Below are 22,239 nucleotides of genomic sequence, written 5' to 3' on the forward strand. Positions count from 1 at the left end.
GCAAATCATTCAATATTGGTGTTCTCTTTTATACGGGGATAAGTTTCTAACAGATAATCTTGATTTATTTTTAACCTTCTCTTAATCAAAACTATTCGTTTCTTTTCAGAATCAGAATCTTGAATTTAATTAGCTTCAGCGGCTTTAGCCCGACATTACTTTATCATAGTTAATCGCCATTGTTTCGTGTCTTAGCAAATACCTGATAGCTTGTTGTACTTCTTTTTAACTCAGGATATAATGCGTCTCCACGAAACTACTCTCCATGAAAATGCTCGACTGCGTACGCAATGGTGCGCAACTAGCGTGTCTTATAGTACCCAAACCGAAATTGCCTATATCTATCGTCCCGATCAGTCGGAGCCGAACGTTGTGCAGGGCTTTGACAACGAGCTTTCCGGTGAAGCAGTGCTACCGGGGTTTCAGCTGCGGCTGGCGGAGTTGCGTTAGTTAGCCATCAACACATAATTCTCAAGGAGAATATAAAATAGATAGATGAACCAAATTCGGCTCCCAGGCCTGAGGTTGTTACTCGCGTATTAGAATCTCTAGACTTTAGATTGCCAGATTGGTACATAAACGAGCTTTCAAAGGCTTATGAGCTTGTCTTCGATTATGAGGAAGGGAAGTATTTAAAACTGTGGCCGCTCGTTGAGCTGCTTGAAATAAATCTAGCCTATAAAGCTCATGAATGCTATCCTGGCTTTTTCCTAATAGGAAATGATGGAGGTAGCGAAGCTTGTGCGATTGAAAAGCAAACCGGAAGCGTTTATATAATTCCTTATATCGGCAATCTTCCTGATGATGCTATCTATGTGGGAAAGACGCTTAATGATCTGATAGAATACTTACAGATTCCATATTAGTAAAAAGCCCCCCAGCTAATTAGCTGGGGGGCTTTTTACTAATAAGTGGTCAAAGCAACCGTTTATACATAGTTGGGCTCTATATCGGAAAACAATTATTACAAAGCAGCCCATGCGCCTCCCTTTATTTTTACTGTGCTTATGTAGTGCGCTATCCATACAAGCGCAACAGTTGATAGGTCGCGTAGTAGCCGCTTCTTCCAGTATACCCATTGCATTTGCCACTATCGGCGTCAAGGGAAAAGCTATGGGTACCACAACCGATGAGGCGGGCCACTTTTCTTTTGCCGCGCCCGCTACGTTGCCCACAGATTCTGTGATTATTTCTTGTATCGGGTTCCGTTCATTGCGTCTCACGCTAGGCGACTTGCGCAAGGCCGATGCCGTGTGGACCTTGCAGCCTGCTGTGCACTCCCTCGACGAGGTGCAAGTGCGGCATGGCAAGCTAACGCCGGCCGTTCTCGGCCGCGAGGCCAGTGGTGGTTCCGCCCACTGGAGCACCAGCCTCCGTGATGTAGCCGCAGTGGCCAGTGATGAGCGCGGCTGGGAAATAGCCACCATTCTGCCGATGCGCAAGAGCTGTTACTTAGATGACTTTAACGTATACATCAAAAAAAACGAGTTCAGCTCGATCCGCATGCGGTTCATACTCTACTCCGTGGAAGATGGTAAGCCTCAGCGGCAGCTGCTCACCGATGACATTCAATTCACCATCCCGAGTCAGCAAACTGGTTGGGTGAAAGTCGATTTGAGCAGCTACAATATTCACCTGCGGAAAGGCCAAACCGTAGCGGCGGGTATTCAGTGGCTGCAAGGCGAAAAATCGAGTGCGGAAGCTGTGCTATTTGGCGGACCGGGAGCTTTTCCTTCTGCCGGGCACCGAGTGGCAGTGCGCGACAAAAGCGAAGCGGAATGGCGGGTTCTTCCCATCAATGTCAGCATGCACCTCAATGTGCAGCAGTACGATTAAAGCTGGACGGTGCGCTTAGAGCAGGTACAGGCTGTGAAACCTTTGGCAAGCTTCCGACCTTTGTTTGACAGGCACACGTAGTAAAAAGCCCCCCGCTACCGCGCCGGGGCTTTTTTCGTACCTTAGCCCCTCTTACCCCACCCCATTCCACCCGCTATGCAAGTTGCTCCCGTAGCTCCCTATAAACCCCAGCATCATATCCGCATTGTGACGGCGGCGGCCCTGTTCGACGGCCACGACGCGGCCATCAACGTGATGCGCCGCATCATTCAGAGCAGCGGCGCCGAAGTTATCCACCTGGGCCACAACCGCTCCGTGCAGGAAATCGTGGACTGCGCCATTCAGGAAGATGCGCAGGCTATTGCCATTACCTCCTACCAAGGCGGGCACAACGAGTACTTCAAGTACATGCACGACTTGCTGAAGGAGCGCGGCGCGGGCCACGTGCGCATCTTCGGTGGCGGCGGCGGCGTGATTCTGCCCAGCGAAATTGCTGAGTTGCAAGCCTACGGCATCGAGCGTCTCTACTCCCCCGACGACGGCCGCGCTATGGGTTTGCAGGGCATGATCAATGACCTCTTGCAGCGCTGCGACTTCCCCACCGGCCAGAATCTGAATGGCGAGGTGAGCCACGTAAAAGAGAAAGACGCCCGCAGCATTGGTCGCCTGATTTCGGCCGCTGAGAACTTCCCCGAGGAGTTTGAGCGCGTGAAAAGCCAGCTCGTAGCAGAGTTTCAGCAGCAGGAAAAAGCCCCCCACAGCGGCAACGGCGCCACCCAGCAAGCTGCCACCGGCGACACAGCAGTAGCAACACGCACCGCTCCCATTCTCGGCATCACGGGTACGGGCGGCGCGGGCAAATCGAGCCTGGTAGATGAGCTGGTGCGGCGCTTTCTGATGGACTTCCCCGAGAAGACCATTGCTATTATTTCCGTAGACCCCAGCAAGAGAAAAACCGGCGGCGCCCTGCTCGGCGACCGGATTCGGATGAACTCCATCAATTCGCCGCGGGTGTACATGCGCAGCCTGGCCACGCGCCAGAGCAACCTCGCCCTGAGCAAGTACGTGCAGGACGCCGTGGACGTGGTGCGCGCTGCCAACTACGACCTCATCATCCTCGAAACCAGCGGCATTGGCCAGTCCGATACCGAAATCATCGAGCACTCCGACGCCAGCCTCTACGTGATGACGCCGGAGTACGGCGCGGCCACCCAGCTCGAGAAAATCGACATGCTGGACTTCGCCGACGTTATTGCCCTGAACAAGTTCGACAAGCGCGGTGCCCTCGACGCCCTGCGCGACGTGCGCAAGCAGTATCAGCGCAACCACGGCCTTTGGGACCAACCCCTGGACTCGCTGCCCGTGTTTGGCACCATCGCTTCGCAGTTCAACGACCCTGGCATGAATCGCCTGTACCGGGCCGTGCTGAGCATGTTGGAGAAAAAGACGGGGGCCACATTTGCCTCCCAGCTTCAAACCACTACGGAGGACTCAGAGAAGATTTACATCATTCCGCCCCACCGCACGCGTTACTTATCTGAAATCGCTGAAACCAACCGCAACTATGATATTTGGGTACAGAAGCAAGCCGAAGTGGCCCAGCAGCTTTACGGCCTCGACCAAAGCCTCAACGCCGTTAGAAGCCTCCAGTCCGGCGGATCTGGTGCCGGCAGCGGGAGCAGCAGCAATGGAACCGACCCCGGATCACTCGTGGCCGGCTTGGAGAGCACATTCCAGGAAATCAAGCTCCGGCTCGATGGTCAGAACTGGAAAATCCTGGAGACCTGGCCGCAGAAGGTAGCCGCCTATAAGGCCCCTGAGTTCGTCTTTAAGGTGCGCGACAAGGAAATCCGCATCCAGACACATACCCAAAGCCTATCGGGTCAGCAGATTCCGAAAGTGAGCATGCCCCGCTTCACGGCCTGGGGCGACTTGCTGCGCTGGCAGCTCCAGGAAAACGTGCCCGGCGAGTTTCCTTACACGGCTGGTGTGTTTCCATTTAAGCGCGAGGGCGAAGACCCCACCCGTATGTTTGCGGGCGAAGGCGGCCCCGAGCGCACCAATCGTCGCTTCCACTACGTGAGCATGGGCCTGCCCGCTAAGCGCCTAAGCACGGCCTTCGACTCGGTGACGCTCTACGGCGAAGACCCCGACCACCGGCCCGACATCTACGGCAAAATTGGCAATGCCGGCGTCAGCATCTGCTGCCTCGACGACGCCAAAAAGCTGTACTCCGGCTTCAACCTGGCCAACCCCAGCACGTCGGTATCCATGACCATCAATGGTCCGGCCGCGCACTTGGCTGCCTTCTTCATGAATGCCGCCATCGATCAGCAGTGCGAACTCTATATAAAGGAGCACGGACTGGAGCAGGAAATCGAAGCCAAGATCAACCAGATTTATCAGGAAAAAGGCGTAGTGCGCCCTAGCTACCAGGGCGAGTTGCCCGCCGGCAACGACGGCCTCGGCCTGATGCTGCTCGGTGTGACCGGCGACCAGGTTTTGCCCCCCGATGTGTACGCTACCATCAAAGCGCGCACGCTGAGCCAGGTGCGCGGCACCGTGCAGGCCGATATTCTGAAGGAAGATCAGGCCCAGAACACCTGCATCTTCAGCACCGAGTTTGCCCTGCGCCTCATGGGCGACGTGCAGGAGTACTTTATCAAGGAGAAGGTTCGCAACTTCTACTCGGTCAGTATTTCGGGCTACCACATTGCCGAGGCCGGTGCCAACCCCATCACCCAGCTGGCCCTCACCCTGAGCAACGGCTTCACTTTCGTGGAGTACTACGTGAGCCGCGGCATGGACGTGAACGACTTCGCGCCCAACCTGAGCTTCTTCTTCTCCAACGGCATCGACCCCGAGTACGCGGTTATTGGCCGTGTGGCGCGCCGCATCTGGGCCAAGGCGATGAAGCTGAAGTACAACGCCAACGCTCGAAGCCAGATGTTGAAGTATCACATCCAGACGTCGGGCCGCAGCCTGCACGCCCAGGAAATCGACTTCAACGATATCCGCACTACGTTGCAGGCCCTCTACGCCATCTACGACAACTGCAACTCCCTGCACACCAACGCCTACGATGAGGCCATCACCACGCCCACCGAGGAATCGGTGCGCCGGGCCATGGCTATTCAGCTCATCATTAACCGGGAGTTGGGCTTGGCCAAAAATGAGAACCCGCTCCAAGGCTCCTTCATCATTGAGGAGCTAACCGACCTGGTGGAAGAAGCGGTGCTGCTGGAGTTTGACCGCATCACGGAGCGCGGCGGCGTGCTGGGCGCCATGGAAACCATGTACCAGCGCGGCAAGATTCAGGAGGAAAGCCTGCACTACGAGATGCTCAAGCACACGGGCGAGTACCCCATCATCGGCGTAAACACTTTCCTTTCCTCCAAAGGCTCGCCCACGGTGCTGCCCGCCGAGGTAATCCGCGCCACGGAAGAGGAAAAGCAGTACCAAATAGCTATGCTCAACAACCTCCACGCCCGCAACGAAGGCACCACGGAGCAGCGCCTGAAGCAGCTACAACAAGTAGCCGTGCAGAATGGCAACCTGTTCGAGGAGCTAATGGAAACGGTGAAATTCTGCTCCCTTGGGCAGATTACAAATGCCCTGTTTGAGGTTGGGGGGCAATATCGGCGGAATATGTAGGTCTGTTGATTAACCTAATTAAAAAAGCGCGCTACCTTGCTGAGGTAGCGCGCTTTTATTATAATGCTCAATAGCTAAACTAAATGAAACACAAAGAAAAATTAGACCTTGTTCTTCGTACTCTTTATACTCTTGGAATAGATAAAAAAGACCAGCTACTACGCGAAGTATGTGATTCAAACCATATACCTCTAACATCAGATGATGAGTTATATCTAATTGCAAAAAGGCTTGAAGACGATGGCTTTATTAGATGCGTCCGTATATCAGCGGGAATTTATGCTTCACTCACAAGTGCAGGTATTGAGTATTGCGAAGAGGACTCATATGCCTATAAAGGACAACCACTAATAAGCAACAACTATAATCTTAATATAATTAATAGTTCTCATGCTAATATTATTTCATCATCTAATAATGTCAGCATAGCTTCTAATAACCAAGTTGATATTGAGAATAAGATTAAGGAGTTTAAAATAGTTATTAACAATGACGGCAATATTAGCAGCGTAGAAAAGCAAGATATTATTGATTGCCTAGAAGAAGTTGAAGCAAATATTGAAGCTGGCAGAAAGTCAAAGTTTGCTTTCAAACACCTCGTTGAGCTAGCTTCAAATGTTGCTGGTGTAGGTTCTCTCCTACTTAATTTAGGGCAGCTTATGTCTTAGTTTAAGAGCTAAATTATATCTCCAACTGGCGCGAGCTTGTAGCTCGTGACTTGCTTTGAAGGGAGGTTGAACCTCCACTGCCGCAGCAGCGGCAAACTCTGACCGCGCCGCCTGGGTAATCTGGGCGGCGTTGTTGTTCTGGCGGGGGAGGCGCAGCCTCCCGGCATGGCTGGTCACAAGTTACGCTCCGCTAAACTCGCGCCAGTGGAGGTTAATAAAAGCTATTTCCTGAATTCGGAAATCATTAAAGTATTATACAGTCTACTATTTAATCGAAATTCATTGAAAAACACACAATAAAGAGTAGCCGTTTCACCTATCTTCACTTCTGCTTTTAACGGATTTTCTAACACTTTCTGAATTGGCATCCATACTTCTATCCCTTCTATAATAAACAAATATTCTTTACTAATTAACTTTTCTAATGATTCTGGTTTAGGCAAATACTTAGGCCATGCCCAGCAGACAACCTTCATTGACTGCATCACTTTAGGATCAATTATTCTTGATTTACCAGTAAAGTTTCCGCGCAGCTTGTAGGTATCAAATCGCGAGTAATCGTGCGGTTCCTTTTCCTCCCTCTTTACTTTATCTAGGTAAGCCTTCTCTTCTGCGATCAAATTTTTGTAACCCTTAGATGCATATTTTTCATCCCAAGAGGAGAAGTCATCTTGCGCGTAACAGGAAATAGAGAAGAAAAATATTGTAATAATCAAGGCGTATTTCATTTTCAATACTATGCAGTAAAGATTAGGGTGGTGCAGAGAGGGCTGCACTAAAGTCAAGCCAAATAAAGCTTATAATTGACTGAAAAAGCCCCCCAGATCTCTCCTACTTCCCTATGCCCAGAATTCTACCCGTCATTGTGCTGGCTCAGTTCTTATGCACCTCACTCTGGTTTGCGGGCAATGCCATAGCGGCGGATTTGGCGGCCACCTTGCAGCAGCCACCCACCTTTGTAGCCCACCTTACTAGCGCCGTCCAGCTAGGGTTTATTTCCGGCACGCTGGTATTTGCCTTGCTAGCCATTGCCGACCGCTTTTCTCCGTCGCGGGTGTTCTTCTTCAGCGCCTTGGCGGCCGCGCTCTGCAATCTAGGCATTAACCTCCCCGGCGTGGAAGCGAGCAGTTTGCTCGCCTTCCGGTTTTTGACTGGCTTTTTCCTGGCTGGCATTTACCCGGTGGGCATGAAGATAGCCGCCGATTACGCGCAGACGGGCTTGGGCAAATGGTTGGGTTTCCTGGTGGGGGCACTGGTGCTGGGCACTGCATTTCCGCATCTGCTAAAGAGCGTTACGGCGCAGCTGCCGTGGCAATACGTGGCGCTGGCTACCTCGGGCCTGGCAGTACTGGGCGGTCTGGCCATGCTCCTGCTAGTCCCCGACGGCCCATACCGCCGCACCGGGCAACGCCTGCAACTCACCGCTTTTCTGAGCGGCTTTCGGTTGCCGCGCTTCCGCGCCGCCGCCTTCGGGTATTTCGGCCATATGTGGGAGCTGTACACCTTCTGGGCCTTTTTACCCCTAATGCTGACGACCTACAACCGCACGCACCCCGACGCCAATTTGCCGGTATCCTTTTTGTCGTTTCTGCTGATTGGGGCCGGCGGTCTGGCTTGCATGGGCAGCGGCCTGCTCTCGCGGATAATTGCCCCCCGCACGGTAGCCAGCTCGGCGCTGGCCTTGTCGGGGCTGTGCTGCCTGGTGTCGCCGCTGGTGTTGCGCAGCCATTCGGGGGGCTTTTTTCTGAGCTTTTTATTTGGTTGGGGAATGGTGGTCGCCGCCGATTCGCCCATGTTCTCCAGCCTAGTGGCGCAAAGCGCGCCCGACGCTTCACGCGGCACCGCCCTGACTATCGTGAACTGCATAGGCTTCGCCATCACCGTTGCCAGCATTCAATTTACGAGCTGGCTTAGTGGCTTCGTAAATGCTTATGACCTTTATCTGATTCTGACGGTAGGCCCGGCGCTGGGTTTGCTGGCCCAGCTAGGCGGCCGGCCGAAGCTAGCTCCGGCCCCAAATGGCGCGAGTTTGTAGTTCGTAAAGCTCTCCCGCTTACGTTGCCGCAACAGTCCTAAACGACAACCGCGCCGCCTGGATAAATCCGGGCGGCGCGGTTGTTTTGGCGCGGGAGGCAAGGCTTCTCCGCCAAGGCTGGTTACGAATCACGCCGTTGCTTGACTGCCCGGGATACTAGACCAGCATCAGAAACAACAGCTTAGCACAGGCTACGACAGAAAGTTCAGGACGGCCTCAAGCACCAGGTCAGGCTTTTCCTCGAACATATAATGGCCGCTCTCGGATAGCCCGATTACCTCCACGTTGTCGGCCACGTAGGGCAGGCCCATACGCATGTGGTTGTAAGCTACGTAGCTCGCAATGCCCAGTACGGGCATCGTCAGGCGGGAATAAGTGGCGGCATCTTCCATATCCTGGTTAAAGGTTTGGTACCAGGCCGTGGCCGCCCGGATGCTTTCAGGATGGTTGTAGGCGGCGGCGTATACCTGGCGGTCAAACTCCGTCATGTGGCGCTCATCCAGCATCACGTACCCGAAAAGCCAGTCGAGCAGGTAGCGGAAACGGCCGGCCAGCAACTGTTCGGGCAGCTCCTTGATTTGGTTGAAGGCCATCCACCACATGTACGGGTTGTTGCCGTCCATCTTGGCCTCGAAGGTGCCGGGAGCGGGCAACATGGTCATATGGCGCATACCTTCGCTGGGGTGGCTGCCGTCCAGCAATATCAGCTTGGCGGTGGCCTCGGGGTAGTTAAAGGCAAAGCTCATGGCTACCATCCCCCCGATGTCGTGGCCCATCAGCGTTACCTTCGGCAGGTCGAGCAGCTGAGTCAGCGCGTACACGTCCTGGGCCATGGTTTTTTTGTTGTAACCGGCCGCGGGCTTGTCGGAGGTGCCCATCCCGCGGATATCCAGGATAAGCACACGGTAGTGCTGGGCCAGCTGAGTTGCTACGGGGTGGAAAGAGTACCAGGTTTGCGGCCAGCCCGGCAGGCAAATCAGCGGTTGGCCGCTCCCGCCTTCCACGTAGTGCAGCCGGATGCCATTGACGGTGACGTAATGATTGGTGAAGCCGGGCAGCTTTTTAATCAATTCCTGATCCGAGTACATACCTAAATCTTCAGGCGAGGCGTAGGCGACCTGGACATGTTGGCTGCTGGCATCTATTAGAGGTGCGGTGTTCATAAGAATAGTAAGTGAAGTGTGAGCGCAACGGGCGACAGCCGATTTGCGTGCTGCAAAGGTCTCGTCGGCCCCGCCGGCGGGGTGCCCGATTGTTGCTCACTTCTTACAGATTCTTGCTACCTGCCCCGCCGAGCTAGCGGCGCTGAAACTCCCGCGGGCTTTGGCCCACTGCTCGCTTGAAGGCCGCCGAAAAGTGGGCCGGCGAGGCGAAACCCAGCGCATCGCTGATGGCAGCGACGGGCAGCTCCCCGGCGCGCAGCAGCTGGCGGGCCCGCCTGATTTTCCAGTCGATTACGTACTGGTAGGGCGACCGGCCGGTGGTCAGCTTGAAGCGGCGGGCGAAGTGAAAGACGCTCAGATTGGCCAGGTCGGCTAGCGCCGCCAGCGTAATCGGCTGCTCCGCTGAGGCTTCCAGATATGAGTCGATGCGCGCCAAAATGCCCCCCGACAGCCGCGCCCCAGTGCCCACAATGCGCCGCTCGTAGGTGGCGTGATACTCGATAAGGTGGTAGCCCAGCGCGTGCCCCAGCGCCTCCACGTACAGCTGTCCCAGCGCGTGCTCACTGCCGGCGGCCACCAGCAGCTGCCGCCCCAAATGAGGCAGCAGCGCATCCTCGAACCGAAACCGCTCCCGCAGGTTGAAATGCACTAAGTCCAAGCTTTGACGAGCGCAGGTTTCCAGCCACTGCGGATCCAGGTGCAGGTGAATAACATCAGCGGGGCCGTCCCAGGCGGAGGGGCCATACTCGCCGGCGGGGTACAGGCCCGCGTCGCCACTCCGGAACAGCTCTTCCTCCACCCGATTGCCCTTGGGACGACTGGCCCGCACGCCTGGCTCGGCCTGGTGAATAAGCAACAGGTGCTGGGCGTGAAAGTGGGCCGGCACCCCGCCCGCCGACAACTGAAAGCGCTCCACCCGCAGCCCCGGCCACGCCTGCGCCGCGCTGGTTTGCACGGCCGGCCGGTCGTAGAGTTCGGAGGTGTAGGTGGAGTAGCGCATTGGAGCAAATATGCGTCAAATAACCCGTGCCGTAGCTACATGTTCGGCTCTGGGGGGCTTTGTGCGTGGGTATCAGTATGCGACTGCCTTGCTTTACTCGACGTTTTGCGGGTCCGTTAGTGCTGCTTAGCAAAACTCCGCGCACCTGTTGCTACTGGAGGAGCAGGGTAAGCTGCTTACGTTGTGAATGAGGTGAGGCCCTTGGCGACTAGCTCGGCAATTGGTAGTAAAAAGTAAAAGTAAGCACTGGAGGATAGAGTGTTAAGGTGGAAACAGGCTAAAATGCTATATTAAGAGAAAGGTGAGCGGCGAGCAGTCTACTTTATAGAAGAGCACATCCATGCGCTAGCTCACTGCGTAGATATACGTACATGCGCAAGGCTTTAAATAGTTGTATTTGGGAAATGAGTTTACTAATAGTGCTTTTAGCGCTGGCCACCTGTTCATCACCGGAACAGCAAACTAATGTGTTAACCCAGGAGCCAGACACGAGTGTGCGCTACATTCGGCAGCGGGTGGTATTACCCGAGGTGCCGCAACGAGGCCGCGTGCTCGACCGCAACGACTCGGTGCTGGTAGCTACCCGTACCCAATACGTGTTAAAGCTGCCGCGCAAGCCCCCACTCGACACCTTGGCGCTGGGCCAACTGCTTGGCTGGGGGCCGGTTGCTACCCGCAAGCGCATTGCCGATGCCCTGCCCTATGAGGATATGCCGGCAGGCTACCCAGTCGAGCTCAGCCTCACCGCAGGCGAAGCTAAGCGAGTACGCCGTCAGAGCAAGGACTGGCCCCAGCTAACCCTGACTGAGCGCCCCCAGCGTGCTTACACAACTAGCGTGGGTGCTCACTTCTTGGGGTATAAAAGTGACGAAGCGCAGGCCTTTTTCAAGCAAGCGAAGCGCTACCGGCGCGGCCGCTTCTACGAGCTGCGCAACGGCGGTATTGAAACTTATTATAATGGCCTACTCAACGGTACCCGGGGCTACCTGCACCCCCTGGTAGATTCGCTGGGCCAGACGCACGGCAGCTGGGCCCCCGATACGGCTTTCCAGCAAGGCCAGGATCTGCACCTGACCATCGACGTAAAACTGCAGGCCTACGCCGAACAATTGATGGGCCGCCGCAAAGGCTACTTAGTGGCCTTGGATCCGCGCACCGGTGAAATCCTATCCTACGTATCGGGGCCCGTGTACAAGCCAGCGACTATCACCGCACCCGATCAGGCCTTGATTCGCGCCAAGCTGCTGGAACACGAAAAAATGCCGCTGATCAACCGACCGGCGATGCTAGCTAACCCGCCCGGCTCGGTATTTAAGCTGGTAAATGCCGCGGTGGCGTTGCAGTTGGGCGCCATCACCCCCGCTACCGCCTTCCGATGCGACCAGACGCTGCTCAGCTGCGTGCACAAACACCCTCAGCCCAAAGACCTGACGATGGGCCTAAAATATAGCTGCAACCCCTATTTCTACCAGGTAATGCGGAACCTGATCAACAACGTGCCCGATAGTCTTGCGCAGGACTCGGCGGCCGCCCCGCGTGCAAACCTGGCCGTGTGGCGCCGCTATGTCCGCTCGTTTGGGCTAGACACCTTGCTGGGCGTTGACTTGCCGCGTGAGGCCCCTGGCTTCCTCCCTACTCCTGCTTACTATGATAAGGCCCGCAGCACAACCAAGTGGACGTACCGCTCTATCTACTCACTCAGCATCGGCCAGGGTGAAATCAACCTCACGGGCCTGCAAATGGCTAACATGGGTGCCATTGTTGCCAACCACGGCTGGTACTACCCGCCCCACTTGGTGCGTAGCATAGGCGAGAATGGGCCTCTACCCCGCTTCACCGAAAAGCGCTATACCCTCATCGACAGCGCACACTTCGCCGCACTGATACCGGGTATGATTGCCGTTATGGAGCGCGGCGGCACTGCCGAAACCTCCAGCCTGGCCGATGTAGGCATTACGGTAGCCGGCAAAACCGGTACCATAGAAAATGACGGCGACGACGACCATGCTGCCTTCGTTGGCTTTGCGCCGGCTGAGAATCCTGAGATAGTCGTGGCTGTTTACCTCGAAAATGCGGGCTTTGGGGCCACGGCTGCTGCCCCCTACTCTGTTCTGGTGATGGAGAAATATCTGCGCGGCAGCATTGCCGCTAAGCGCAAAAAGTGGGAAGCACGCATCCAACAACGGGCGCGCAACGGATATTAAGTCCCCTTCCAGCATGGGGCACATAGCAGTAGCCCCTGCTTCGTAAGTAGTTGTGGGCCTGCACCACCATGTCAATAGCGAGTTAGTAATGCGCTCAGCAACCTAGCTTTTTGCTAACTAGGGCACATGAAACACAACCTCTCCGTTTTCCCAGCCATGCTAAGCATGCTTATGCTGGTGTGCTGCTCCGAAAATAAAACGCCGGCTGTTTCGGCCACGAATACTGAGTTGGCCTCGGCTTCATCGAGTGCTGCAGCGGGAGATTCTGCTCGGGTGAGTGGCGAGCCTTGCGATATTAAGCTGGCCAATATCCATTTTACCAAAGCCGTCAACGGGGCCGATACGTTGGCGAGAGTGGACGCAAATGGTATAATGGCTTTTCGGGTCGGGGCGAAAAAAGACTTTTTCAGCGACCCCAACGATAATAAGCTATCGAATAATACGGCTCCCATTCTGCTGGCCAAGGTGGATAATACCAAACCCTTCACGTTGGTATCGAAAGTCATTCCGGGCTTCACGGAGAAGGGGTTGTATAATGCCGGAGTGCTGTATATCTACGTCAACGACAATTTTTGGCAAAAACACTGCTTCGAGCAGGATGAGCGCGGCAACCATCGCATCGTGTCGGTGCGCACCATCGGCACCTCCGACGATAACAATCACGACGTGGTGCGCGGCCCTTCGGCGTACATGAAAATCTCGTCGGACACGCGCACAGTGGCCAGCTACTACTCGCTTGACAAGAAAAATTGGCAACTGGTCCGGCTTTACAAGAATAATTATCCCACTGAAATCTGGATGGGCGTGAGCGCGCAGTGCCCAGTGGATACGGGTACGGTGAGCCATTTTGAGGAAATCAGCCTCACCGAAAACAGTGTGAAGGATTTTCGCTTGGGCATTTAGTACTAGAAGTCCCTTGTCGGTTGGTTAGGCAGACTTGCGGGGGGAAGTATTAGGCCACGGTTGGGGGGCATTTTAACAACTACCCCCCTCACCGCGCGTACTACAAGCTCAACTATTCATCTACTTTCATGGCCGATAGAACTCTGAAGGAGATTGCCATCAAAATGGCGAAGCTCGATATTGCCATGCTCACGACCGAGACTAGTCGGGGCCAGCTCAGCAGTCGTCCCATGAGCAATAACGGCGACGTGGAGTACGATGGCAACTCGTACTACTTTACCTTCGAGCAGTCGCGCACGGTAAGCGACATCTCTGAGAATCCGCACGTAAACCTTGGCTTTAGCGGCCCGAAGGGATTGTATGTTTCTATCGTGGGCAAAGCGCATCTTATTCGGCACAAACCTACTCTGCAACAACACTGGCTACCCAGCCTGAAACAGTGGTTTCCGGAAGGAGTTGATACGCCCGGCATCGTACTGGTACGCGTGGAGGCCAAACGCATCAAATACTGGCAGCAGGAAGACGAAGGCGAGCTACACGTAAAATAGCCCCTCGAACCGCTTGTGCAAACCGCCCCGCTCAACCTATTGAACGGGGCAGTTTCGTTTGTTGAGGTCCTGATGGGTAAGTGTAAGACAGAATAGCTGGCTCAGCTGTATCAGAAGGGACTTATGTTTCGGCGGCTCTACACGTATTTTAAGCATCGAAAAAGCCCCCAGAACAATTCACTCATTCCTACGTTATTTGCAGCCCACACCGCTCCGCAAGTTGGGAGCGCCCCACCCTATTTCTATTTATGAGCACTACGTTGCGCCGTGGCGACGGCAGCACCTACCTCACGTTTCGGTATGACCCGGCCGAAGACTGGATTCATGCGCAATGGTTTGGCCGTCAGACGCTCGGAACTGTGATGGACGGTGGCTTGACATACCTGGACATGATGCGCCAACAACCCTGCCCCAAGCTGCTCAACGACCACCGCGACTTAGTGGGCACCTTCACGGAAGCCAACGACTGGATTCAGCAGGTCTGGACACCGCTCATCATGGCCGCCGGGCTGCGCTCTATCGGGCAGGTCGTGTCGCCCGATGTGTTCGGCCAATTATCTATCGAAGACCTTCAGCACCGCATCGGCGACCAACTCGACATTTACTTGTTTAATGACCTGGACGCGGCTCAGAATTGGTTGCGCGCGCAGTAGTATTTGCCCCCCAGAGCGCTGGTCGCCCACTTACATTTTATTTTATTGCTACTCATGGAGCAACAAATTCAGCAGCAGGTTCAAGACTATTACGGCGCCCAGTTACGCACAAATCAGGATTTAAAAACTAACGCCTGCTGCACCAACGATATACCAGTAGCCCACAAAAAGATTCTGGCGACCCTAGAGTCGGAGGTATTGGAGAAGTATTATGGTTGCGGGGTGTGCGTGCCCGAGTTTGTACAGGGCTGTACTGTGCTCGATTTAGGTTCGGGTAGTGGCCGCGACGCCTTCTTGCTCTCGTACCTAGTGGGCGAGCAAGGCCACGTTATTGGCGTGGATATGACGGAGGAGCAGCTGGCGGTGGCCCGGCGGCACGTGGCAGCCCAAACTGCCCGTTTCGGCTATGCTCAGCCCAACGTGGAGTTTCGCCACGGCTATATCGAGGACTTGACTAGCGCTGGCCTCGCCGATAATAGCATCGATTTGGTGGTATCTAACTGCGTGTTGAACCTGAGCACCGATAAGGCTGCCACCTACCGTGAGATATTCCGGGTGCTGAAGCCGGGCGGGGAACTGTACATCGCCGATGTGTTTGCCGACCGACGCATTCCGGAGGCTTTGCGTCAAGACCCAATGCTGTACGGCGAATGCCTGAGTGGAGCTATGTATATCGAAGACTTCCGCCGCCTGCTCGTGCAGCTTGGTATCCGCGACTACCGCCTCACGGCAAAGCGCATCTTGACTATTGACAACGCCGAAATACAGCAGAAAACGGGCAATATCGTCTTCTATTCGCTTACTATTCGGGCCTTCAAGCTCGACATGGAAGATCAGTGCGAAGATTATGGCCAAGTAGCTACCTACTTGGGCACCGCTGACAACCCGCACCGCTTCGTACTCGATGACCACCATGTGTTCGAAACTGGTCGTCCGCAGCTGGTGTGTGGCAACACAGCCGATATGCTCAGTCGCACCCGCTACGGCACTCATTTCCGCATCGATGGCACGAAAGACCAGCACTTTGGCTTGTTCCCGTGTGGCCCCGCGCCAGCGGCTGCGGTCGGTGCTGCGGCCACTAGCTGCTGCTGAACCTATTGCTTTCCGTTCAGCACTTGTGCTTTGAACAAAGCCCGTTGAGTTTGCCCCCCATGACCATCACCATTGCTCAGAACTCCGCGCAGCCGCTTACTGTCAACCGCTTAGGCTACGGCACTATGCGCCTGACTGGGCCGGAAATTTGGGGCGAGCCAGCGAACCGCACGGAAGCGTTGGAGATTCTGAGAACAGCGGTAGCGTCGGGCGTGAACTTTCTGGATACGGCCGACTATTACGGCGAGGACGTGACCAACCGGTTAATTGCGGAGGCGCTGCACCCGTACCCCAGCGACTTGGTAATTTGCACGAAAGTAGGCGCCACGCGTGTGCCCGATAAAAGCTGGGTGCCTTATAACACGCCCGAAAACCTGCGCGCCAGCATCGACAATAACCTGCGTACGCTGAAACAGGAGCAGATTCAACTTGTACACCTGCGCCTGATGGGCCACAGCTCAGTGCCGTTGGACGAGCAGCTAGGTGCCATGTTTGAGATGCAGAGCGAGGGTAAGATTCTGCATGTTGGGCTCAGCAACGTGACCCACGAGGAACTGGTAGCTGGCCTGCGGCAAGGGGAAATTGCCACGGTGGAGAACATGTACAGCTATGCCCAGCGTACGACTGTGCAATTGCCCCACGGCCGTGCTAACCCCGGCGGCGAGGAAGTGCTGGACCTCTGCGAGCAACACGGTATTCCGCTTATTCCGTTCTTCTCCCTGCTGCACGCGCTACCCAAAGCCGATTCTAATACTGCAGAAATCGCGCGCAAGCATAACGCCTCAGAAGCCCAGATAAACATCGCCTGGCTGCTGCACAAGTCACCCTGGATTCTGCCTATTCCGGGCACTTCATCATTGGCGCATTTGCGGGAAAACCTGAAAGCGGCCGACATCCAACTGAGCGCGGAGGACATGGCGTACTTAGGCTAAGCGTCTCAGTTGCTAACCTAACCGGATATCGGCGTGGTCAAGAAGGTGGCCAAAAAAGCCCCCCAGCACGATTCACAAGCAAGAATGAGAGTCGAAATAGGCTACCTCTCCGCGTTGCTGTGCCACTGAATGGCGAAGTAGCCGCAGGGCCCTTTTCCGGTGTTGGTAAAGGCATGAGGCACATTTGCTTCCAGAAAAACTATATCGCCGGCCGCGGCTTTGTGCGCTTTCTGGTCGATTAGAATTTCGCCGCTGCCTTGCGTCATCAGGATGATTTCCTCCGTGCGGTGCGTGTGCGGCGGATGGCTGGCAATGCCGGGCATCAGCGTAGTGGCGTGCACATCAAACCGCCGGAACATAGTAGAAGGCCGGTCAAAGACGGGACGCGTTTCTTTTTTATCGGTCTTCACGACTTTAAACTGGTCCCAATCCTTCATAAAGGAGCCACCGCCCGCTTGCGCCCGCTGCCGGTCCACGCCATCTTTCGACTTGTAGCGCAACACATAATACGTAGCAGGCGCCCCAGACCCATTGCGCAGCCGTTGTTTGTCGCCGGCACCAATCAGCATGACGCCGCCGGGACCCAGAGTTTTGGTGGAATCTTGAATAGTGGCCGCGAGGCTTCCCGTTTTCACTACTATCAATTCTTCCGCGTCCGAGGTAACTGCCTGAGCTTGGTTTGCCTGTCCGGCCTTTAGGGTAAAGGTATATACCTCTAGTTCCTTCAGATCCAGAGTGCTGCCTTTCATAAATTGAACACGCTCCCCGACTTTTTCCGTGGTTCGGGTCGTGCCTTTATACACCGCGGATGGTACATCGGCAGTCGGAACGGCACGGCTCAGCAACAGGGCGCTCACAACAAGTAAAGCAGTTTTCATAGGTAGTTATTGAGGATGAATGGCAAGGACCAGGTACGACTACTCACGCTTCATCGTGACGGTGGGCGGCTGGCTGAAATACTGCCAGTTAGTTTCTGCCTGCTCCTTCGTGTAACGGCCATTAAATACGAGCAGCCGATAGCGTAGCGTGTAGGTTTGGCCGGGGCTCAGGAGCCAATCTTTGTTCTTGGTGGGCGAATAATTCACGAACACATCACCGCGACCATTCTGCGATTCGGGCCACACGCGTAACGGTTCGGGGTGGTTAAAGTTGGCAGGCGATGACATCATTACGGCCCCGGCGTAGTCGTTATCCAGCTGGCCCTGCACGATGCACCAACGCGCCGTAGCGCCGTCGGCGTCTTTGCGGATTTTGCCCCCCGAGGTCAGTATTTCGCTGTTGTCTTTGTTCCACTTTTCGGTGGCGCGCCAGCCGAAGCCTCCGTACCGATACGTAAGCAGTCGCACCGGGCTGGCACTGGCGCAAGTGAGGTTGATGGTCACATCAGCAATGTAGTAATCGGCGTTGCTGGGCTGATACACTCGCACCGATTGCAGCTCATTCAAGGCTACTTTTTTTTTGCCATTCTTTTGAAATGCTACGTGTTCCTGCTTTACCTGATACTCGCTGAATACCGGGCCGTCGGTTTTAGAAACCACGCCAGCGAAGCGCACTGTGCCTTTGCGGTCCTTCAGGTTCCAGAAATCCACGGTATCGCCCTCGAATAACACATGCGTCCAGGGGTTCCAGATGCCGTAGTGATGGTAATGGTCGGGAGCCTGAATGCGCGTCAGTTCCTGTCCGCGCGGTGACCAGAGCGGATGAATAAAACCACTGCGCTTAAATGCCGTATCGATGCCGCTGGGTGGATACACCGTGCGGTAGTTGTATTGGAGCAGCTTCCTGTTACCATTCTGAATTAATAGAGACCCATTTGTATCGACAGTTTTAATGCTGGGGGGCAAATTTGTCTTAGCTCCGCGGACCAATTCGTAAGTGCGCTTCAGGGCTTTATTTCCACCACTTTGAGCGTTCCAGTGGAGAGTGCGCTCCTTAGTTTTCTCTAGTTGGTGGGGCACTGGGGTCCGGGTGCTTCCCTGCACTTCTACTAAGCTCAGTTCAGTATCTGGGACGGAAGTCAGACCAGTAAGATTCACTTGAATCGGCACGCTTTGCTGGCTGGTATTGCGCGGCAGGTTCACTTCCAGCGTCGCAAGCCGCTGCGCCACTCCGCTGGTGCTTAGCGCAATATAAGCCGTCATGAGCCAGAATTTGATGGTATTCATGCTGCTGAATAAGAAGTTAAAAAGTAAAGAATTAAGCAAAATGCCCCCCAGAACATAAGATGGTGGCCCACTTTGCTTTATCGACTATCACGGGCCCAGTATACTAAACTTGTGGTAACTCGGCGTTAGAAGCAACCTGCCATTTTCTCCCACCTTCTTTTAGCAGCATCGTATCTTAGTATCTGGAACGCGCTAAACCCAGGCATATATAGTACTATGAAACTCAGCTTTTGGTGTGGCATTGTGGCCCTCTTACTGGCCGGGTCCGTGCGGGCCCAATCTCTGGCAGGCGAGTGGCAGGGCGTTGAAACTGACCCTTATGATGAAGGCAACTGGCCGGCCGTGCTTCGCTTGCAGCAAAACAAAGACGCCAAGATATTCGGGGTGCTGTACCAGGAAGTAGGTGGCACGCCGGCCATGACGGTTACGTTCGAAATGACGGGCGAACGCACCAAAAACGGGGCAGATCTCACCCACGTACGGAAGCTAAGCGAAACCGGCCAGACACCTTTTTCCTACTGGTGCGATGGCTCCATCACCTTTACTTACGACCCGAGCCAGGAAAAGCTTACGGGCAACGCTACCTACCGCCCCGTAGGCGAGTGCGACGTGGGCACCTTTACTTTGTACCGCATCAAGCTAAAATCGCCTGAGCGGGTACCGGCCAATACGGAAAGCACGTTGCGCGTATCGGGCAAGGATGTGCGCTGGTATGCCGACCCTGAGCTGAAGCGTCAGGTAGCCACCGGCAATACCTACCGCACCCGGCTTAGCGGCTCTACCACGTTTTACCTCACTCAGGGCTATTTTGCTACCAGTCAGAGCCCGGTAGTGCCAATTACCATTACGGTAGGAGGCACAGAAGCTCGGAAGCCAGCCGCCGCTACTGCCCCGCGTGATACGGCTCCTCGAACGCCCATTTTGGCTCCCTCGCTCAAGCCGATAGTATTGCCTACCGTGTTGTTCAAGCTAGGCACGCCCGAGCTGCTGCCGATAGCCATTCCGGCCCTCGATCAGCTAGCCGCTGAGCTTAAGGCGCGTCCTTCCTTAAAGTTGCGTGTGTCGGGCCACACCGATAAAATTGGCGAGCCCCAGAAAAACCAGGTGTTGTCGGTGCAGCGGGCCGAAGCGGTGAAGGCGTATCTGGTAAAAGCCGGCATTGCCGCCGCACGCATCACCACTGCTGGCTACGGCGATTCGCGCCCGATTTATAAGTCACCCGACGCCCGCAACCGCCGCGTGGAGGTGGAAGCAATTAATTAATCGGGCAGAGGACCTTTTCTAAGTATAGTGTCTGAGGCGAACATGTGCTAAACTTATGCGCTATTGCCCCAAGCAAGGCCAGACTCCGTTACCTCAATAGTCCAGCGCATGAGCTTTTCTAAACTGTTGACACTAGCCACTTCGTTATGGCTGATAAGTCAGTCGGCAGCAGCTCAGTCGACCAATCTTTGGAATAATAAGCAGTGCGCGGTGGTGCTGACGTATGACGACGCCATTGATGTGGACCTGGACAACGCCATTCCAGCCCTCGACTCGATGCAGCTGCGGGGCACGTTTTACCTGATTGGCTCCTCGCCGGTAGTGGCTCGCCGCCTGCCGGAGTGGCGCCGCGCTGCTCAGCGCGGGCACGAGTTGGGCAACCACGCCCTGATGCACCCCTGCGACGGAAGCCTACCCGGTCGCGGCTTCGTGACACCCGATAACGACTTGAGCAAGTACACCGTTAGTCGGGCCGTGAGCGAAGTGCGGACGATGAACACCCTGCTCACCGCCATCGATGGAAAAACCGCGCGCACCTTCGCCTACCCCTGCGGCGACTTACAGATTGGCGGCGTGAAATTCTATGACCAGCTAAAAAACGACTTTGTGGCCGCCCGCGGGGTCACAAGTGGGCTTCATACGGCCACGCAAGTGGACCTTGCCAACATCAATAGCTACATGATCAACGGTCAGTCGGGCGAGTACCTGATTGACTTAGTGAAAAAAGCCCAACAGTCGGGCACGGTGCTAGTGTTTTTGTTTCATGGCGTCGGCGGCGGGCACAGCCTGAACGTGGACTCAAAGGCGCATCGTCAGCTTTTGCGTTATCTGAAAGCCAATGAGAAGAATATCTGGGTGGCCCCGATGGTGGAGGTGGCCGAGAAGATTAAAGCTAACCAGCAGGTCGGGGCAGCGAAAAAGCCACGCGGCTGATATAGATGAGCTTCCGGTAGTTTTGTTAACAAATTAGTTATGCTTGCATAACATTTTTGCAACTTATGCGTATTACCTTTGCGTTCAACAAATTGATAGAGTACCACATACACACACAGACATGAAAAAGAGCACTGCCACCGTTTCGTCGCTTTTGTTGCTAGGGAGCCTTGGTTCTTTGAGCTATTTAGCCGCGCAGGTACGGGAGTTCAACTTGTTTTTCGACCTACGGGACGAGGAAGAGTGCTACTACTGCTAAGCTTCTGAGCCGCGCTTTACGGCTATGATTTTTGATTTGAGAGAGACGGGTCCCGCTGCATAGCGGGACCCGTTTTGTTTGGTCCCTAGTAGAAAGCACCTTTTAAAATCAGGGGTTTAGATGTGAAGAAGAAAAAAACTACATCCATTCGAGCCGGTTTTCGGTACTTCACAGTAGCAATGGCCTCTGCCGGGTCGTTCGTTTCCCCTTCCATCGCTGCTAAGCTTACCCTTTCGCTCTTTCGTAAGTGAAACCGCCGAAGCAGCATAACAACTTGCCAACTATGAACTTAGAGAGCCTCAAAGAGCAAATCAGCTACATCATCGGGCGAGATTTGGCTCGCAACTTCGCCCAGCAAGGTCTTGACCTGGACATTGATGTGCTGGCGGGCAGCCTCAAAGAAGGCTTGGGCGGACAGCCTAGCCGCCTGACTCAGGACCAGATGCGCAACGCCATGGAGCAGCTGCAGCAACAAATGCAAGACCAAGACGACCAAGAAGGTGACGGCAACGGCACCGTAAATGACCCTAATGCCATGAATAACAAACAAGCCGGCGAAGACTTTCTTGCCGAGAATAAGAACAAGCCCGGCGTAACTACCCTGCCAAGCGGCCTGCAATACGAAGTGCTCACGGAAGGCTCGGGCCCCAAGCCTTCGCTGACCAGCAACGTGACCACGCACTACCACGGCACGCTCACCAACGGTACGGTATTCGACAGCAGCTACCAGCGCGGCCAACCCGCTTCATTCCCCGTAAACGGTGTAATCGCAGGCTGGACAGAAGCGCTCCAGCTCATGCCCGAAGGCTCGAAGTGGCGCCTTTACATTCCCTCCGATCTGGCCTACGGTAAGCGTGGTGCCGGTCGCGACATCGGCCCCGACTCGGCGCTGATTTTCGATGTGGAGTTACTGAAAGTGAATAAATAAGTG

21 protein-coding genes are annotated in these 22,239 nt (G+C 54.9%); 16 read left to right on the top strand and 5 right to left on the bottom strand.

All coding sequences use genetic code 11. The features are described from left to right. The first annotated feature begins 240 nt into the window (after positions 1-240). The 5 genes from ACW9KT_RS21510 (at position 241) to ACW9KT_RS21530 (ending at position 6,158) form a co-directional block, all read left to right on the top strand. Positions 241-450: a hypothetical protein gene (locus tag ACW9KT_RS21510; protein WP_457084298.1), complete on the top strand. Its 210-nt coding sequence runs from the start codon at positions 241-243 to the stop codon at positions 448-450. A 110-nt stretch (positions 451-560) separates the two neighbouring features. Beyond that, positions 561-866 carry a hypothetical protein gene (locus ACW9KT_RS21515; protein ID WP_457084300.1) on the top strand — a complete coding sequence of 102 codons (306 nt, stop codon included), beginning with the start codon at positions 561-563 and terminating at the stop codon, positions 864-866. 112 nt (positions 867-978) lie between these two features. After that, a complete protein-coding gene (locus ACW9KT_RS21520; RefSeq protein WP_457084302.1) occupies positions 979-1,836 on the top strand; it encodes a carboxypeptidase-like regulatory domain-containing protein in 858 nt (285 codons plus the stop codon). Positions 1,837-1,992: 156 nt separating this feature from the next. Continuing rightward, the gene (locus ACW9KT_RS21525; protein WP_457084304.1) at positions 1,993-5,490 is read left to right on the top strand and encodes a methylmalonyl-CoA mutase family protein; all 3,498 of its coding nucleotides are present in this window, start codon (positions 1,993-1,995) and stop codon (positions 5,488-5,490) included. Between the two features lie 83 nt (positions 5,491-5,573). Then, positions 5,574-6,158: a hypothetical protein gene (locus ACW9KT_RS21530; protein ID WP_457084306.1), complete on the top strand. Its 585-nt coding sequence runs from the start codon at positions 5,574-5,576 to the stop codon at positions 6,156-6,158. Positions 6,159-6,379: 221 nt separating this feature from the next. Here ACW9KT_RS21530 and ACW9KT_RS21535 read toward each other — a convergent pair whose 3' ends face one another. Next, positions 6,380-6,886 carry a hypothetical protein gene (locus ACW9KT_RS21535; protein WP_457084308.1) on the bottom strand — a complete coding sequence of 169 codons (507 nt, stop codon included), beginning with the start codon at positions 6,884-6,886 and terminating at the stop codon, positions 6,380-6,382. Positions 6,887-6,999: 113 nt separating this feature from the next. Between ACW9KT_RS21535 and ACW9KT_RS21540 the strand changes: the two genes are divergently transcribed. Further along, positions 7,000-8,193 carry an MFS transporter gene (locus ACW9KT_RS21540; RefSeq protein ID WP_457084310.1) on the top strand — a complete coding sequence of 398 codons (1,194 nt, stop codon included), beginning with the start codon at positions 7,000-7,002 and terminating at the stop codon, positions 8,191-8,193. Between the two features lie 191 nt (positions 8,194-8,384). On the opposite strand, the gene ACW9KT_RS21545 is transcribed toward ACW9KT_RS21540, so the two are convergent. Both ACW9KT_RS21545 and ACW9KT_RS21550 read right to left on the bottom strand, forming a co-directional pair. After that, entirely contained in the window at positions 8,385-9,356 is a 972-nt protein-coding gene (locus tag ACW9KT_RS21545; protein WP_457084312.1) for an alpha/beta fold hydrolase, read from the bottom strand. Between the two features lie 133 nt (positions 9,357-9,489). Beyond that, positions 9,490-10,356, bottom strand: a complete 867-nt coding sequence (locus tag ACW9KT_RS21550) for a helix-turn-helix transcriptional regulator (protein ID WP_457084314.1) — start codon at positions 10,354-10,356, stop codon at positions 9,490-9,492. A 404-nt stretch (positions 10,357-10,760) separates the two neighbouring features. On the opposite strand from ACW9KT_RS21550, the gene ACW9KT_RS21555 reads away from it, so the two are divergent. The 6 genes from ACW9KT_RS21555 to ACW9KT_RS21580 all read left to right on the top strand — a co-directional run bounded on the left by ACW9KT_RS21555 (position 10,761) and on the right by ACW9KT_RS21580 (position 16,688). Further along, entirely contained in the window at positions 10,761-12,560 is a 1,800-nt protein-coding gene (locus ACW9KT_RS21555; protein WP_457084316.1) for a peptidoglycan D,D-transpeptidase FtsI family protein, read from the top strand. 126 nt (positions 12,561-12,686) lie between these two features. Continuing rightward, positions 12,687-13,463, top strand: coding sequence for a DUF1349 domain-containing protein (locus tag ACW9KT_RS21560; RefSeq protein WP_457084318.1), 777 nt, complete (start codon positions 12,687-12,689; stop codon positions 13,461-13,463). Positions 13,464-13,591: 128 nt separating this feature from the next. Further along, the gene (locus ACW9KT_RS21565; RefSeq protein WP_457084320.1) at positions 13,592-14,011 is read left to right on the top strand and encodes a pyridoxamine 5'-phosphate oxidase family protein; all 420 of its coding nucleotides are present in this window, start codon (positions 13,592-13,594) and stop codon (positions 14,009-14,011) included. 248 nt (positions 14,012-14,259) lie between these two features. Then, positions 14,260-14,664 carry a hypothetical protein gene (locus ACW9KT_RS21570; protein WP_457084322.1) on the top strand — a complete coding sequence of 135 codons (405 nt, stop codon included), beginning with the start codon at positions 14,260-14,262 and terminating at the stop codon, positions 14,662-14,664. A gap of 54 nt (positions 14,665-14,718) precedes the next feature. After that, a complete protein-coding gene (locus tag ACW9KT_RS21575) occupies positions 14,719-15,756 on the top strand; it encodes a methyltransferase domain-containing protein (RefSeq protein WP_457084324.1) in 1,038 nt (345 codons plus the stop codon). A 59-nt stretch (positions 15,757-15,815) separates the two neighbouring features. Next, complete coding sequence (locus ACW9KT_RS21580) at positions 15,816-16,688, top strand: aldo/keto reductase (RefSeq protein WP_457084326.1); 873 nt, start codon at positions 15,816-15,818, stop codon at positions 16,686-16,688. 101 nt (positions 16,689-16,789) lie between these two features. Here the strand turns inward: ACW9KT_RS21580 and ACW9KT_RS21585 are convergent, their stop codons facing one another. After that, positions 16,790-17,566, bottom strand: coding sequence for a cupin domain-containing protein (locus tag ACW9KT_RS21585; RefSeq protein ID WP_457084328.1), 777 nt, complete (start codon positions 17,564-17,566; stop codon positions 16,790-16,792). 39 nt (positions 17,567-17,605) lie between these two features. After that, entirely contained in the window at positions 17,606-18,853 is a 1,248-nt protein-coding gene (locus tag ACW9KT_RS21590) for a DUF6807 domain-containing protein (protein ID WP_457084330.1), read from the bottom strand. Positions 18,854-19,069: 216 nt separating this feature from the next. Between ACW9KT_RS21590 and ACW9KT_RS21595 the strand changes: the two genes are divergently transcribed. The 4 genes from ACW9KT_RS21595 (at position 19,070) to ACW9KT_RS21610 (ending at position 22,236) form a co-directional block, all read left to right on the top strand. Then, entirely contained in the window at positions 19,070-20,116 is a 1,047-nt protein-coding gene (locus tag ACW9KT_RS21595; protein WP_457084332.1) for an OmpA family protein, read from the top strand. A 108-nt stretch (positions 20,117-20,224) separates the two neighbouring features. Further along, a complete protein-coding gene (locus ACW9KT_RS21600) occupies positions 20,225-21,049 on the top strand; it encodes a polysaccharide deacetylase family protein (protein ID WP_457084334.1) in 825 nt (274 codons plus the stop codon). A 121-nt stretch (positions 21,050-21,170) separates the two neighbouring features. Then, entirely contained in the window at positions 21,171-21,308 is a 138-nt protein-coding gene (locus ACW9KT_RS21605) for a hypothetical protein (RefSeq protein WP_457084336.1), read from the top strand. A gap of 283 nt (positions 21,309-21,591) precedes the next feature. Next, positions 21,592-22,236, top strand: a complete 645-nt coding sequence (locus ACW9KT_RS21610) for an FKBP-type peptidyl-prolyl cis-trans isomerase (RefSeq protein WP_457084338.1) — start codon at positions 21,592-21,594, stop codon at positions 22,234-22,236. Positions 22,237-22,239: the final 3 nt, after the last annotated feature.

The sequence above is a fragment of the Hymenobacter sp. HD11105 genome (assembly GCF_054051685.1).